The sequence below is a fragment of the Paraburkholderia sp. BGA-UO-ETr-F21 genome (assembly GCF_059567925.1).
Map to the genome: position 1 here is coordinate 211004 of NZ_JCAQOY010000036.1, position 15370 is coordinate 226373.

Sequence of the window (15370 nt, forward strand, 5' to 3'; positions counted from 1 at the left end):
AATTGGCGCCGTACCAGCGCTTTAGCGGCAACCTGCGTCGCCGGCAAACAGGGTTGGGCAAAACTCGCGCAAACCTGCCAGACTGGCTGCTGATCCACACACGCGGCGCGCTCCCGCCGCCCTCTGGATATGGCACGCCTCGCCCCCATCTATGCCAGCATGACCTCGGCCACCCCCACCCCTGCCGCTGCCCTGGATGCGGCTCCCGGCACCGCATCGGGTTCCATCGCGACGCCCGCCGTGGAGCGTTCGACGGCCGATGCGCTGGCCGATTTCCATCCCGCGGTCGCGAGCTGGTTCCTCAAGCGCTTTCCCGCCCCGACCGAAGCCCAGGCCGCTGCGTGGCCGCAGATTCGCCGTGGCCGCTCCACGCTGGTGGCCGCGCCGACGGGTTCGGGCAAAACTCTCACCGCCTTCCTGTCCGCGCTCGACGATCTGGTCCAGCAGGGGCTCGCCAACGGCGGCGTACTTCCCGACGAAACGCTGGTGGTGTACGTTTCGCCGCTCAAGGCGCTATCCAACGACATCCGCCTCAATCTGCAGTTGCCGTTGCAAGGCATCGCCGCGGAACTCGAAGCGCGTGGCTTGCCGGCGCTTGACATTCGTACCGCCGTGCGCACCGGCGACACCACGCAGCAGGAACGCAACGCGTTGAAAAAACGCGCGCCGCATATCCTCGTCACCACGCCTGAATCGCTCTACGTGCTGCTCGGTTCGGATTCGGGACGCCGCATGCTCGCGACCGTGCGCACGGTGATCGTCGATGAAATTCACGCGCTTGCCGGCGGCAAGCGCGGCAGCCATCTTTCGCTCAGCCTGGAGCGCCTGGACGCGCTATGCCGGCGGCGTTTGCCCCGCATCGGGCTGTCGGCGACGCAAAAGCCGGTGAGCGCGGTCGCGCGCTTTCTGGTGGGCGGCGGGAGTATCGACAGCGGCATTCCCGCCGATTGCGCGATCGTCGACGTGGGTCATGTCCGGGCGCGCGACCTCGCGCTGGAGATCCCCCCGGTGCCGCTCGAAGCGGTGATGCCCAACGAGGTGTGGGAGCGCGTCTACGATCGTCTCGCCGAACTGGTGGCGATGCACCGCACCACGCTGATCTTCGTCAACACGCGGCGCATGGCCGAGCGCGCCGCGCGTCATCTGACCGAGCGGCTCGGCAAGGACGTGGTCGCCGCGCACCACGGCAGCCTTGCCAGGGAACATCGGTTCGACGCCGAACAGCGGCTGAAACGCGGCGAATTGCGCGTGCTGATCGCCACCGCTTCGCTGGAGCTCGGCATCGATATCGGCGATGTCGATCTGGTCTGCCAGATGGGTTCGCCGCGCGCGATCGCACCGTTCCTGCAACGCGTCGGACGCTCCGGTCACCATGTCGGCGGGATGCCCAAAGGCCGGCTTTTTCCGGCCTCGCGCGACGATCTGATCGAATGCGCCGCGCTGCTCGATTGCGTGCGGCGCGGCGAACTCGACGCGCTGCGTATTCCGCGCGCGCCGCTCGACGTGCTCGCCCAGCAGATCGTCGCGGAAGTGTCGAGTGCCGAATGGAACGAAGACGCGCTGTTCGACATGATGCGGCGCGCCGCACCGTACGCGGATCTGACGCGTGAGCAGTACGACGCCGTGCTGCGCATGCTCGTGGAAGGCTATACGAGCCGCAATGGTCCGCGCGGCGCGTACATCCATCGCGACGTGGTGAGCGGCACGCTGCGCGGCCGGCGCGGCGGCAAGCTCGTCGCCGTCACTTCGGGCGGCACGATTCCCGAGAATGCCGACTATGCCGTGGTGCTCGAACCGCAGGCGATCAATATCGGCACCGTGAACGAGGATTTCGCCGTCGAAAGCCTGGCCGGCGACGTGTTTCAGCTCGGCAACGCGTCATACCGGATTCTGCGGATCGAAAGCGGGCGCGTGCGGGTCGAGGACGCGCAGGGACAGCCGCCGAATATTCCTTTCTGGCTCGGCGAAGCGCCGGGGCGCAGCGACGAACTGTCGTTCGGCGTCGCACGTTTGCGCGAGCAGATCGGGCGTCTTCTCGAAGGGACGGATTCGGTGATGCCGGCCGTTTCTGTGAATGAGGGCGGAGCCGACGTTGAAGCCGAAGCTGAGGTTGTATCCGAAGCCGAAGCCGCAACGCTACCCGCCCGCCTCGACCACGCGACCGACTGGCTCATCCACAACCTCGGTCTCGACGAAGCCGCCGCACGCCAGATCGTCGACTATCTCGCCCGCGCGCGCGCCGCGCTCAGCGTGCTGCCCACGCAGAACACGCTAGTCATGGAGCGTTTCTTCGACGAATCCGGCGGCACCCAACTCGTGATCCACGCACCGTTCGGCAGCCGCGTGAACCGCGCGTGGGGCCTCGCGCTGCGCAAGCGGTTTTGCCGGACCTTCAACTTCGAATTGCAAGCCGCCGCCACCGAAGACGCGATCGTCCTTTCGCTGACCGGCAGCCATTCCTTCGTGCTCGACGACGTGTGGCGCTATCTGCATTCGAAGAGCGCGGAGCATCTGCTGATTCAGGCGCTGCTCGACGCGCCGCTGTTCGGAGTGCGCTGGCGCTGGAACGCGACCACCGCGCTCGGCCTGCCGCGTTACACCGGCGGGCGCAAAACCGCGCCGCAATTGCAGCGCATGCGCAGCGAGGATTTGCTGGCGAACGTGTTCCCCGAGCAGGCGGCGTGTCTGGAGAACGTAGTCGGCGAACGCGAACTGCCGAGTCATCCGTTAGTGGACCAAACCGTCGACGACTGTCTGCACGAAGCAATGGACAGCGAACGCTGGCTCGCGCTGCTGCGCCGTATCGAACAGGGCGACATTCAACTGGTTGCGCGCGACTTGCCGGCGCCCTCGCCGCTCGCGGCCGAAATCCTCAATGCAAAACCCTACGCGTACCTCGACGACGCGCCCATCGAGGAACGCCGCACGCAAGCCGTGCTGAGCCGACGCTGGACGGACCCGTCAAGTGCCGACGATCTCGGCGCGCTGGACGCCGGCGCTATCGAAAGCGTGCGCGACGAAGCGTGGCCGCAGGCACGCAATGCCGACGAGATGCATGAGGCGTTGACGGGCCTCGCCTGCATCACCGAGGCCGAAGCGCGTCGTCACGATGGCTGGCCGGCGTGGCTCGCGGCGCTGGCCGAATCCGGCCGCGCCACCCGGCTGTGGATAGCCGACGGCGACGCTGTGTGGCTGCCGGTCGAGCGCCTCACCTGTTTCGAGTCGCTCTATCCGGCCGCTAGCTTTGCGCCCGTGCTCGCCGCGCCGAAAGGCTATAGCGAGAGCTGGACCGCCGAGGACGCCCTGCTCGACGTGCTCCGCGCGCGTCTGACGGGCTTCGGGCCGCTGCCGGTCGGCGCGATTGCCGGGGCGCTGCACTTGCCGGCGGCATCGGTCGAGCAGAGCCTGATGCGCCTCGAAGCCGAAGGCTACGTGATGCGCGGGCGCTTCACGCCGCAAGCGGGCGAAGAAGAATGGTGCGAACGTCACCTCCTTGCGCGCATACACCGTTACACGGTGAAGCGCTTGCGCCGCGAAATCGAGCCGGTGGAACGGCACGACTTCATGCGCTTTCTGTTCGAGTGGCAACACTTGACGCCGGACACGCGCAGCGAAGGACGCGACGCCCTCGCTGCGGTGCTCGACCAACTCGAAGGCTTCCAGGCCGCGGCAGGCGCGTGGGAGGAAGACATTCTGCCCGCACGCGTGAAGGCGTATGCGAATACTTCGCTTGACGAACTATGCCGCGCCGGCAAGATAGTCTGGACCCGACTGACGGAGCGCGCACGCGGCGCCGCCGGGCCGGTCCGCAGTACGCCGATCGTGCTGCTGCCACGCGTGCAAGTGCGCGTGTGGAGCGCGTTGCTCGATCCGTCGAAGCAACCGGAGTTGTCGTCCCGCGCGCAAAGCGTGTACGACGCGCTCGTGCAACACGGCGCGATGTTCTTCGACGAATTGCTGGCGGAGGTTCGCGTATTGCGTATGGAACTGGAGAGCGCACTGGGCGAACTGGTGGCCGCGGGTCTCGTGAATTCCGACAGTTTCGCGGGCCTGCGTGCGCTGCTCAAGCCGGTGGCCAAACGCAATGCGTTTTCCAGCAACCGGCGCGCGCGCTCGAGCGCGCTGATCGGCGGTATGGACGACGCGGGCCGCTGGGCACTCGTTACCCGTCCCACTGCTGCTGTAGCGTCCGCCATCGCGCCGGAGCAGCGTCGCCGGCAATTTCCGCCGGAAGTCCTGGAGCATGTCGCAATGACGCTATTGCGACGTTACGGCGTGGTGTTCTGGCGACTGCTCGAACGCGAGGCGGATTGGCTGCCGCCATGGCGAGATCTTTTGCGCGTGTTCCAGCGGCTCGAAGCGCGTGGCGTGATCCGCGGCGGGCGTTTTGTGAATGGGCTCGCGGGCGAACAATTTGCCTTGCCTGAAGCGATTCCGATACTGCGAGAAGTGCGACGGCATGCGAACGATAGTGCTTTTGTGTGCGTCGCAGGCACGGACCCGTTGAACCTCGCAGGCACTTTGCTTGTTGGCGAACGCGTCCCCGCGGTAGCAGGCAACCGGATTCTGTATCGCGACGGTGTCGTGGTAGCCACGCTGGTGGCAGGGGCTTTCTGGTTCGATCCTTTGCTGGAAACGGTTCCCTCAGAGAGGGAACAGGCTCGTGCATGGCTCGCGCGGCGTTTTTGACCGCTTGGCGCGCGTGTCGGCGGTCAAAATTTCACGGCTAATTCAGCGTAAATAAACCCTAAAGACAGCAGGTTTACCAACCGTTAATCTTTCTAAGCCCGAACGCCAGCCGCTTCGCTACAATGGGGACAGTCTTAAGTATGATGAAGACTGTTTGCCGACTCCGCCTTCAAGACGGCCAACGGCACACACCGCCCGGGGATCTCATGAACGACGACCAACACGACCAGGTGCTTTATGCCCAGTTCGGCACAAGCAGCCCATGCTGGCGTCTGTCGAACGACAGCAACGCGCTCGAACTCACGCCCGTCACCGGCGATGTGCCTGCCAATGTCGCCATTCCGCTGAATCCTCAGCAGGCCTCGCAAATCCGTTGCCTGACCGGCGTGACCTCGCATCTCGTCCTCGACGTTCGGCTGTTCGGCGAGCCGTTGCGCCTGCATCTGGTCGGCAAGAAGCTCACCAGTAACTCCTGGGCCGGCACCGCCTCCGCTTATGACGACACTGAGTCCGTCGCGCGCGATCTGGTCCACGGCCTCTCGTTCGCCGAGCAGGTCGTGTCGGAAGTGAATTCGGTCGTCGTGATCGTCGACCGGCACGGCCGGATACAACGCTTCAACCGGCTCGCGGAGGAGCTCACGGGCGTCAAGGAGGAAAACATTATTGGCCGCAACGTGTGGGCGCTGTTCATGTCCACCGAAGACGGCGCGGCCTCCAGTCAGAACATTGCGGGCTTCTTCAATCGCGGCGTGTCGTACGAAGTCGAGCGGCGCGTCAAAACGGTGCATGGCGAACGGCTCTTCCTGTTCCGCAACAAGTTCGTTCACAGCGGCAGCGGCGTCGAAGAACAATTCCTGATCTGCTCGGGCACCGACATCACCGAGGAACGGCTCGCGCAGGAACGCCTCACCGAACTGGCGAATACCGACTCGCTCACCGGCCTCGCGAACCGCAACGCGATCCAGGACAAAATCCGCACCGCCATTGAAGACGCCGCGCCGGGCGAAGAAGTCGGCGTGCTGTTTCTCGACCTCGACAACTTCAAGAAGGTCAACGATCACTACGGCCACGTGTTCGGCGACCGCCTGATTCGCGACGTATCGACCGCCATCGGCCTCTGCCTGAATGAAGGCGATACGCTCGCGCGCCTGGGTGGCGACGAATTCATCGTGCTCGCGGCCAAGGGCACGGCGCGCGAACTCGAAGCCACCGCGCAGCGCGTGCTCGAACGCATGCGCACGCCGTTCAGCCTCGGGCTCGTGGAGGTCTACACGGGCTGCTCGATCGGCATAGCGTTGTATCCGGAACACGGCGACAGTCTCGAATCGCTGATCCGTTCCGCCGACACCGCCATGTACGTCGCCAAAGACGAAGGCAAACGCACGCACCGCGTGTTCTCACCGGAAATGAACCGCAAGGTAGCCGAGTATATGTGGCTCGACACCAACTTGCGGCGCGGTCTCGAAGAGGGCCAACTGACTCTGCATTACCAGCCGAAACTGTCGCTCACCACCGGCGTGGTCCAGGGCGCCGAAGCGCTGGTGCGCTGGAATTCGCCCGAGCGTGGGCAGATCATGCCGGCCGAGTTCATCCGTTATGCGGAAGAGTCCGGGTTGATCGGCGTGCTCGGCCGCTGGGTCATGGAAACGGCCGCGAAACAGGCCGCCAAATGGAAAGCCGACGGCTACAACCTGCGTATCGCGATCAACGTGTCGGCGCGGCAACTCGTCGATACGGCGGTGGTTCGCCATTTCACCGAGGCGCTGCAGAATGCGAATCTCGACCCCTGCCTGATCGATCTCGAACTGACCGAGAGCTGCCTGATCGAAGACGAAACGGCCGCGATCGACCTGATCAAGCAGTTCCGCCAACTCGGCGCGCAGGTTCATCTGGACGATTTCGGCACGGGCTATTCGTCGCTGTCGCAGCTTGGCCGTATTCCGCTCGACGTTATCAAGCTCGACCGCAGCTTCGTGCGTTCGATCAACGCAGACACCAAGGCGCAAGCGCTGGTGCGCTCCATGGTGGTCGTCGCGCAGGAGCTGAATTTCAAGGTGGTCGCCGAAGGGATCGAGACCGAGTCGGAAGAATTGTTCATGAAGGGCCTGGGCGTCGACTACGTGCAGGGCTTCCTGTACGGCCAGGCCATGCCGGCGCCTGAATTCGAACGCTGGCTGCAGGATAGACAGAAGCTCCGACTGATCGCCTGAGCCTCCGTGCGCCCCATGGGAAGTTCCCTGGGGGAGCCGCCCCCCTTGCGGCTTTTTATGTTTGGCCCCAGGCCCTTTCAGGCGAAATTGGCCGTACTGACCGCCGTCTGGCGCAGGTTCGAGGTCCGCCGGTTCTGCAGCATCACCAGCCGTTCCATAAAGGCCAGATCCTTCTCTTCGATCGTGAAGGCCGCTTCCACCCAATCCTCGGTGATTTCCATCAGCTCGGCGCGCGAGAGTTGCAGCACGCGCTGGCGAGCCCGCAGCATCGCCCGGATGCCGTTCATTTTGGGCTTGAGCGTGTCGATGAAGGTACGGGTCGCCATATAGGCTTCGCCCGGCTCGAACACCTGATCGACCAGACCTTTGCCGTAATGCCATTCGGCCGTATGCGATTCTCCGACGCCGATCAGTTCCTCCGCGAGCCGCATGCCGACTTTGCGCGCCACCAGCGAGTAGCCGCCCATGCCCGGGAACAGATTGAACGCGATCTCCGGGAAGCCCATGCGCGCGTCGGTCTGCGCGAGCAGGAAATGATGCGCGAGCGCGGCCTCGAAGCCCCCACCGAGTGCCGTGCCCTCCACCATCGCGATCGAAATCGCCCCCGTGTCGAACCCCCGCGACGCCGCATGCACGCAATCGACACACGCCCGCGCATACGCCATCAGTGCCTGACGCTTACCCGTGCGGATCGCATCCGCGAAGAAGTCCAGATCGCCGCCGACGTTGTACATGGTCGGAATCAACGAGCCGGTGACCCAGAAGTCGATCGGCAATCCCGAGTCCCGGGCTGCTTGCGCGAGTTCCAGAATGTCATGCACCAGGTCGAGATTGAAACAGGGACGCGGCTGCGCCCGCAACATCATCCACATGATGTTGCGGCCTTCTTCGTAGTAAGCGGAAATTTGCGAAAGATTGCCGGCCTCGAGGAAGGGACGGCAGGCGTGGTGGTTATGGAGATTCATTTTGAACGGTCCTTTTAAGGTTAAACACTGGTATTGCAATGCGAGCCTAAAGCAGACCGGAATCGGATGGGAGCGGGGTAACCAACAGATGAATGCAAGCCGCGAGCAAAGCCCCGCCAGACGGTGCTCCGCGGGAGGGTGAGGGTCGGGTGGAGGGTTCCGGGAACGCAAACGCTTGCGCACCGAAGATGGGCGAAAATGACCCACAAATAGGCGCACCCCGGCTGTCAATTTACCTACAGTCAGGGATTGAATTTCTTGCCGGAGCGGAAAGAGAAAGAAATAGTCTTCGATTAGAAAATGCAATCGAAAATATGACTGGCGAGTGCGTGTTTTTTGGTTTGTGCGCTAACAGACTGAGTATCTGTTTCGCATATTTAAACGCATGCGGCCGCGAGCCCCGCGCAATCCACGAAGAGTCTATCGTGGATGCGCGGACCGGCGGCCGTCTTCTTGCGCTCTCATCCGGTTGATGATGGCGCGGGTCTTACCCAGGCGCGATGCCTGGCAATGCTCAAGGCGCGGCTGCAATGACCTCGGCGACCGCGGCCGTGAGCTTCTTGCCGTAAGGCACGTGCAGGAATTCATTCGGTCCGTGCGCGTTCGACTTTGGTCCGAGCACGCCGCACACCATGAACTGCGACTTCGGGAAGCCCGCCTTCAGCACGTTCATGAGCGGAATGGTGCCGCCCTGCCCCATGTAGGCGACATCGGCGCCGTAGTGCTGGCGCGACGCGTCGTTGAGCGCCGTGGCAAGCCACGGGGCGAGATCGGGTGCGCTCCAGCCGCTCGCCGCGCCTGCGTCCGGCTTGAAGGTCACCTTGGCGTTGTAGGGCGGATCGAGTTCGAGGAGCGCCTTCAGTTCGGCGACCGCCTTCTCTGCCTCGATCAGCGGCGGCAGGCGCAGCGACAGCTTGAACGCCGTGCGCGGACGCAGCACGTTGCCTGCATCGGCAAGCGCGGGCAGGCCCGCCGCGCCGGTCACGGATAGCGACGGACGCCACGTCGAATTGAGCAAGGCCTCTTGCGGATTGGTTGTGGTGGGGAGCACCTGACGGCCGTCCTGACCGCACGCCCACGGCAGCTTCTTCCAGACGTCGTCGCCGAGAATCTGCGCGGTGGCTTCCGCCTCACGCAGACGGTCCGCCGGAATCTCGACATGAAAGCCCTTCGGCAGCAGCGTGCCGTTAGCGGAGTCTTCCAGACGGTCGAACAGTTGCCGCATGATGCGGAAGCTCGACGGCGCGATCCCGCCATAACCGCCCGAGTGAATCCCTTCGTCGAGCACCTGTACTTCGAGATCGCCGGCAACCAGTCCGCGCAACGACGTGGTGAGCCACAGCTGATCGTAATTGCCCGCGCCCGAATCCAGACACACCACGAGCCCGACCTTGCCGAGCCGCTCGCGCAACGCGTCCACATACGGCAGCAGATCGTAGCTACCGGACTCCTCGCAGGTTTCAATCAGACCGACGCAGCGCGGACGCTCAACGCCTTGCGCGTCCAGCGCCGCGAGCGCGGTGATGCTCGCATAGATCGCATAGCCGTCGTCGGCGCCGCCGCGGCCGTAGAGCTTGTCGTTCTCAAGTTTGGGTGTCCACGGTCCGAGGTCGTTGCGCCAGCCGTCGAACTCGGGCTGCTTGTCGAGGTGGCCATACAGCACGATGGTTTCTTCACTGCCGGAACGGGTGGCCGGCGTTTCGAAGAAAATCACCGGCGTGCGGCCGGCCAAGCGGATCACTTCGAGCTTCAGGCCGCGCACGGCCTGCTGTTCGGCCCATTGCGCGGCGTCGGTGATCACGCGCTCCAGATAGCCGTGCTTCACCCAGTCGGGATCGAACGCCGGACTCTTGGCCGGCACCGCGATGTAGTCCGTCAATGCGGGCACGATCTCGTCGTTCCACTTGCGGTCCACGAATTCACGTAGCGTGTCCGGGTTGATGCGTTGAGTTTGTTGGGTCGTGTCGTCCGAGATCATAATGGCGGTCCGTGGCAGGTCTGTTCAGTCGAAACGATCATGATAGTCCTGATGCGGGATCGGCTGAACCCCTCGCCGCGCATCGCGCCTGGTGCACGGCTACAGGCGTCGCTCACGCCGGCTCTTTTACGCGTGAAGCAAGGCGATTGTCGCGGCCTTACGCGAACCATGCAATCGCGCGACAATCGGGCATACGTCGCATGTGGGGAGGCTGTCCATGAGTGGCAATCTCGTCGTCCAGACCATCGCCGCGGTGCTGGCGTTGGCGCTCTATTTTTTGCCTGCCGTGCTGGCGGACCGGCGCAAGCGCCACGACGTGCTGACGCTGGCGCTCTTCAACGCATGCCTCGGCTGGACTGTGTTCGGCTGGCTGCTCGCGCTGTATTGGTCATTGCAACCGAACCCGCCGAAGAACATCGCAGGCGAGGTGGTGGAGACGCGCAAACTCGTGAGGATGCGAGCTTTTTCGTCCGCGCTGCTGGTGCGCGTGCAACGGCGCAGCATGCGGGACCGCTCTGAGAACTAGATCAGGCGAGGCTGGGCAAGGTGGGAAAGGTCGGCCGAAGCTTCGGCCGACCCGGCCGCGTGATTGGCCAACGCGTCAGGCGGCGTATCAGCCCGCGCGTCAGGCGGCGCGGCCCACGCGGCTCCACAAAACGGAGCCGGCGGGAATGGAGCGCGGCTCTGCGCGCACGCTCGCGGGTGCAAACATCTCACGGCGCAGTTCGCCGTGTTCGTCGAACCACTCGCAGATCAGCCAGTTGCCCGGATTGAGCGCTACTGGCCCTGCGTATGTCACCGTCATGCGCGAGCCCCCTTCCTTCAACGTGACGACGTCGCCGACATTGAACTGGGCGGCTGGCGGTGTCTGGAATGCGTCAATGGTGGCGGTTAGCATATTTACCCCCTACGGAACCGTTGAGCGACATTAAATCGTTGCGCCGGATTTCTCGACATTAGGCCTGCTGAAGTAAAACTCTAAAAAGTTTGCCAAGATTAACAATCGAAATTAATCACCGCAAGCGCTTTTTATTGATACCGTTTTCATCGGGAGTGGAATGGCTTCCACTACGGTTCGCCCTTGGGTAAAACCGGGAAAACCCTTCAATGCACCGCCTGGCCGCCCGTAGATGCGGCACTGCACGATCGCAACTGTTACTGCGGCGTAACGGCGCGGGCAGCAGAAAATGCCCGGACCTTTTGTCATATCTAATGCAGTGGCCAGGAATATTCAGGGTTTATTCTGATCCAGCGCAAACGGAATTACCTGTGAACGACTCAGTTACCGGTAAATGCGGGATGCTTAAAATCGTCGTTGATTAAAAAATTACCTAATAAATTCTGGCAGCCTCTGTTGAAAACGGTTTCAGCCGGCGGATTTTCAAATCCGCTACGCTACTCGCCGCAGTGCGAGCTGCTGATGCCGCACCAACAACACGCTCAATCCGATGCACGCACACATCAGCAATGCGTTGATCGCCAGGCTGATCTGGAACGCATGCGCATAGGCACCCGGCGCCGCGCGGCCACCGAGCGCGCCGAAGAACGCGCCGCTGATGGCCGCCGTCCCGAACGCCGAGCCGATCTGCAACGTCGACGAGACCACGCCCGAAGCCAGTCCGGCTTTCTCCGGCACGACTTCCAGCAACACGATCCGCATGATCGACGGCAGCAACAAGCCATGACCGACACCCGCGCACACCAGCCCGCAATAGAACAGCAGATCCGGCGTGGCCGACTGGGTGGCGGACCATCCCGTGACCGTGAAGCCGAGCGTCATCATCGAAAAACCGAGAGTCAGCACGTGGCCACCAATGCGTTTGACCACGGCCGGCGAAGTCAGCGGCCCGACCACGAAACCGATCGCAAACGGCATGATCGCGATGCCCGACGCGAGCGGCGTCCAGTGCAAACCGGTTTGCAGGAAAATCCCGTAGGTCAGGAAGAACGCGCTGTTGCAGTAGAACAGGAACGCGAGCACGAGCCCTAGCGCAAAGGCCCGGTTACGGAACAACTGCAGATCCACCAACGGATGGCCACCGCCGCGCTCCACTCGCCGCTCGGTCAGCACGAAGACTGCAAACGCGGGCACGGCAAGCGCGAACATCACGAAGGTCCACGCCGGCCAGCCCGCTTCGCGGCCGTGCGTCATCGGGTAAATGATCAGCAGCAGCACGGCGGAGAGCAGCGCCACGCCCTTCACGTCGATGCCGGTGCGCGTGGCCGGCTGGTTCTCCGGCACGAACTTCCAGGTGCCGATAAACGCCGCGATGCCGATCGGGATGTTGATCAGAAAGATGATGCGCCAGTCGAGTCCGAACGGGTGATACGTGATCAACGCGCCGCCACCCAACTGGCCGACGATCGACGACAGCCCGAACACGAAACCGTACAGGCTCATTACCTTGGTCTGCTGATGCAGCGGCACGACCGCGCGAATGGTCGCGAGCACTTGCGGCGCCATCACGGCGGCGGCGACGCCCTGGACGATCCGCGAAATCACCAGCATATGCCCGCTGGTCGCGAAGCCGCACAACGCCGAAGCGACCACGAACGCAGCCATGCCGGTCATGAACATGCGGCGGCGGCCGAACAGGTCGCCGAGCCGCCCGCCCGTGATCAACAGCACCGCGTACGCCGACGCGTAGGCGGAGACGACGAGCTGCAATTGCGCGTCGCTCGCGTTCAGGCCGGTGCGAATCGAGGGCAACGCGAGATTGACGATGAAATAATCGAGCGGCGCGAGGAAGGCGCCGACGAACAGCACGGCAAGCGCCAGCCCCTGTCGTTCGAAACGCGGCTCCCCCTTGCCGGCCGATGCCGCCACGCTCGCGGCCACGGTGCCCGGACAGGTCACCGCAACGGCTGCCTTGCCGCCGGATCCGGCCAATGCCGTGGGAGCGGACTTGATGGCTTCGCTATTCATGACTGAACGTTCAAAAAATAGGTAAAAAAATTTAGACGAGCGCACGCATGGCGACGTCCACTATGCCTGTCAGCGCGTCTTCCTGATGAGCGACCCGCCCGAGCACGCGCAGACCTTGCATCACGCAGAGCAGGAAATCGCCGACGGCTTTTTCGTCCAGCGTGGAGTTGAATGCGCCGCTCGCCTGACCGCGAATCACCGACGCCGCCAGCAGCGTTGCCATGCGGCGCTGAATCGCGGCGACCCGCACGCGCAATTCCTCGTCGCCCGGCTGCATTTCCAGCGTGGTATTGGTGATGAAGCAGCTGCGCTCGCCGGTCAGCGCGCACGCGACCCGCGCGTAGTGCAGCAAAGCGTTGCGCAGCGCCTCTTCCGGCGGCACCGGCGCGTTGAGCCGCTCGGCGAGCCGCGCGACCGAACCTTCCGCGTAGTGATCCAGCGCGGCCAGCATGATGCCGTGCTTGTCGCCGAACACGCCGTACAGACTGCCGCGCAACAGGCCGGTGGCCTTGCACAGATCGTCGATCGAGGTGGCGTGGTAGCCGTGATTCCAGAACACCTGACTTGCGCTCGCGAGAACCGTGTCCGTGTCGAACTCGCGCGGCCGGCCCCGAGGACAGACCTCGCCCGCTTTTTTCGCAGACTGCTTTGCGGATTTTTTCGGATCGCCAGTGAGCTTCATGCAACGGATATTATGACCAACCGTTCAAGAAAGCAAGACGAGTTTCCGTAGGTGCGTGCGAGCCAGCGCCGGTACAAACAAAAAGCCGGCGCCGGGTTTGACCCGAGCGCCGGCTTTATCGCTTGAACGGTTGGGGAAAGGCGCGATCTCAGGTTTCGAGTTTCGCGTCCATCGTGATCGTGGCGTTCAGGACTTTGGACACCGGACAACCGGCTTTGGCGTCGGCCGTTGCCTTCTCAAAGGCGGCTTTGTCGCCGCCCGGGATTTTCACGGCCACGTCGAGATGAACCGCGGTGATCGCAAAACCGCCGCCGTCCTTGTCTAGCGTAACGGTTGCCGTGGTGCCGATGCGCTCAGGCGTGATGCCGGCCTTGCCCAGTTCAGCGGACAGCGCCATCGAGAAACATCCCGCATGCGCAGCCGCAATCAGCTCTTCCGGATTCGTGCCGATGCCGTCCGCGAAACGGGTCGAAAACGAGTATTGGGTCTCCTTGAGGACGCCGCTGTCGGTGGAAATCGAGCCCTTGCCGTCTTGCAGGCCGCCTTGCCAGACTGCTGATGCCTTGCGCTTCATCGCTCTCTCCTGTTTGTGCCCTGCTTCGCGCGCTCCACGACCGAATCTGATGCCTGCCGCACGGGTCCCGCCCGGATGTTCTGCGGTTTCGGCATCGGTCGCGAGTGCCGCGCGGCGCTGCAGGCGCGGGCGGGACCGAACCTCATCATAGGCGCTTCCGTGTGCCAGTGTCGTGACGATGCCGGCAATGGCTCAAAACAGAAGCCGCCCACCAACTATTTCAATAACCGTAACAATATTTCTTCCGGGAGCCGCTTTTTCACCAACCTCGCAAGAATCAGACTGATTTCAACGGATCGGCTCACGGCATTCAACCGATCTCATCAACAATCGAATCTTGGAGGTCATTATGAAATCGCTTATTTCCGCAGTGGTCATCGCATCCGCGCTCCTCGTTCCGGCTGTTTCCTTCGCCCAGCAGGCAGATGGTCTGACCCGCGCACAAGTGCGCGCTGAACTGGTCACCGCGCAAAAAGCGGGCCTCCTGAATCAGAACGACGTCGACTACCCGAAGACCGTGCCGCAAAGCGGTACGACCGTGGCTGCCGTTGCGACAGGCTCGCACGACGTCGGCGGCGTGAAGGCGGTTTCGTCGGATGCGGGCACGCGTGATTCCTTGCAGCAAGGTCTATTCGCGACCTATCGCGGCCAGTAAGCGGTAAGCCGCGCGGTGCAGCCGCTGGCGGTGGCGCCAGCGCGTGGCAGGTGATAAGCGTGGTTGCAGTCAAGAAGCGCCCCGGTTGCAAAGTTTGCAAGCGGGGCGCTTTGCTTTGCGCAGACCTCTCCCGGGCCTACTCGGCGAACGGCAAACTTTCCTGCCCCACCGCGCGCATGCCGAACACGTTGAGCGTCATCGCCACCAATGCGTAGTAGCCGAGCAGGCCCACCAGGTTGATCACCACCTGATGCCCGAAACGCTCGACCGCCTTCGCATAGGTCGCGTCGCAAACGCGCTTCGTGTCGTACAGTTCGCTCGCGAAGTCGTGAATCAACGCGTCGTCGGACTGGGCGAAATCCGGGCGCCGGCCTTGGCGAATCGCCTCGGCGTCCGTTGCGGACACGCCCGCCTCCAGCGCGATCGGATAGTGGATGTACCACTCCGCCTGCGCTTGCCAGCGCGCCGCGGTCACCAGAATCGCCAGCTCCGAGAGGCGCAACGGCAGACCGGTCCGGTAGCGGCAGAACGCGCCCAGACGCTGAGCCTGCTGGGCCAGCTCCGGGCTATGAATCCAGCCAAGAAACGGTCCGTTCAGATTGCCGCGCGGGCCCGACAGAATTTCGTCGAGCACCGCTTTCTGTTCGGGCGTGGCATCGGACGGGTCGAAGTGAGGCAAACGCTCGGTCAT

The 15370-nt window shown here is 63.4% G+C and carries 11 protein-coding genes; 4 read left to right on the forward strand and 7 right to left on the reverse strand.

Going from position 1 to position 15370, the window contains the following annotated elements; genetic code table 11:
• Positions 1-129: 129 nt before the first annotated feature.
• Both AC57B1_RS22025 and pdeR read left to right on the forward strand, forming a co-directional pair.
• Entirely contained in the window at positions 130-4689 is a 4560-nt protein-coding gene (locus AC57B1_RS22025; RefSeq protein ID WP_496418650.1) for a DEAD/DEAH box helicase, read from the forward strand.
• Positions 4690-4895: 206 nt separating this feature from the next.
• Entirely contained in the window at positions 4896-6899 is a 2004-nt protein-coding gene (gene pdeR / locus AC57B1_RS22030; protein WP_408346286.1) for a cyclic di-GMP phosphodiesterase, read from the forward strand.
• Positions 6900-6976: 77 nt separating this feature from the next.
• Here pdeR and AC57B1_RS22035 read toward each other — a convergent pair whose 3' ends face one another.
• Positions 6977-7864: a crotonase/enoyl-CoA hydratase family protein gene (locus AC57B1_RS22035; protein ID WP_408346289.1), complete on the reverse strand. Its 888-nt coding sequence runs from the start codon at positions 7862-7864 to the stop codon at positions 6977-6979.
• A gap of 514 nt (positions 7865-8378) precedes the next feature.
• A complete protein-coding gene (locus AC57B1_RS22040; protein WP_091807996.1) occupies positions 8379-9842 on the reverse strand; it encodes a M20 family metallopeptidase in 1464 nt (487 codons plus the stop codon).
• 217 nt (positions 9843-10059) lie between these two features.
• On the opposite strand from AC57B1_RS22040, the gene AC57B1_RS22045 reads away from it, so the two are divergent.
• Positions 10060-10368: a superinfection immunity protein gene (locus AC57B1_RS22045; protein WP_091807994.1), complete on the forward strand. Its 309-nt coding sequence runs from the start codon at positions 10060-10062 to the stop codon at positions 10366-10368.
• A 99-nt stretch (positions 10369-10467) separates the two neighbouring features.
• On the opposite strand, the gene AC57B1_RS22050 is transcribed toward AC57B1_RS22045, so the two are convergent.
• From AC57B1_RS22050 to AC57B1_RS22065, 4 genes are all read right to left on the reverse strand, one after another.
• Positions 10468-10740, reverse strand: a complete 273-nt coding sequence (locus AC57B1_RS22050) for a YodC family protein (RefSeq protein WP_091807992.1) — start codon at positions 10738-10740, stop codon at positions 10468-10470.
• A gap of 492 nt (positions 10741-11232) precedes the next feature.
• A complete protein-coding gene (locus tag AC57B1_RS22055; protein WP_496418651.1) occupies positions 11233-12768 on the reverse strand; it encodes an MFS transporter in 1536 nt (511 codons plus the stop codon).
• Between the two features lie 31 nt (positions 12769-12799).
• On the reverse strand, positions 12800-13450 hold the full coding sequence (locus tag AC57B1_RS22060) for a TetR/AcrR family transcriptional regulator (protein ID WP_091807988.1): 651 nt from the start codon (positions 13448-13450) through the stop codon (positions 12800-12802).
• Between the two features lie 148 nt (positions 13451-13598).
• The gene (locus AC57B1_RS22065) at positions 13599-14024 is read right to left on the reverse strand and encodes an OsmC family protein (protein ID WP_011492126.1); all 426 of its coding nucleotides are present in this window, start codon (positions 14022-14024) and stop codon (positions 13599-13601) included.
• 349 nt (positions 14025-14373) lie between these two features.
• Between AC57B1_RS22065 and AC57B1_RS22070 the strand changes: the two genes are divergently transcribed.
• Positions 14374-14679: a DUF4148 domain-containing protein gene (locus tag AC57B1_RS22070; RefSeq protein ID WP_496418652.1), complete on the forward strand. Its 306-nt coding sequence runs from the start codon at positions 14374-14376 to the stop codon at positions 14677-14679.
• Between the two features lie 136 nt (positions 14680-14815).
• On the opposite strand, the gene AC57B1_RS22075 is transcribed toward AC57B1_RS22070, so the two are convergent.
• Positions 14816-15370 carry a carboxymuconolactone decarboxylase family protein gene (locus AC57B1_RS22075; protein WP_496418653.1) on the reverse strand — a complete coding sequence of 185 codons (555 nt, stop codon included), beginning with the start codon at positions 15368-15370 and terminating at the stop codon, positions 14816-14818.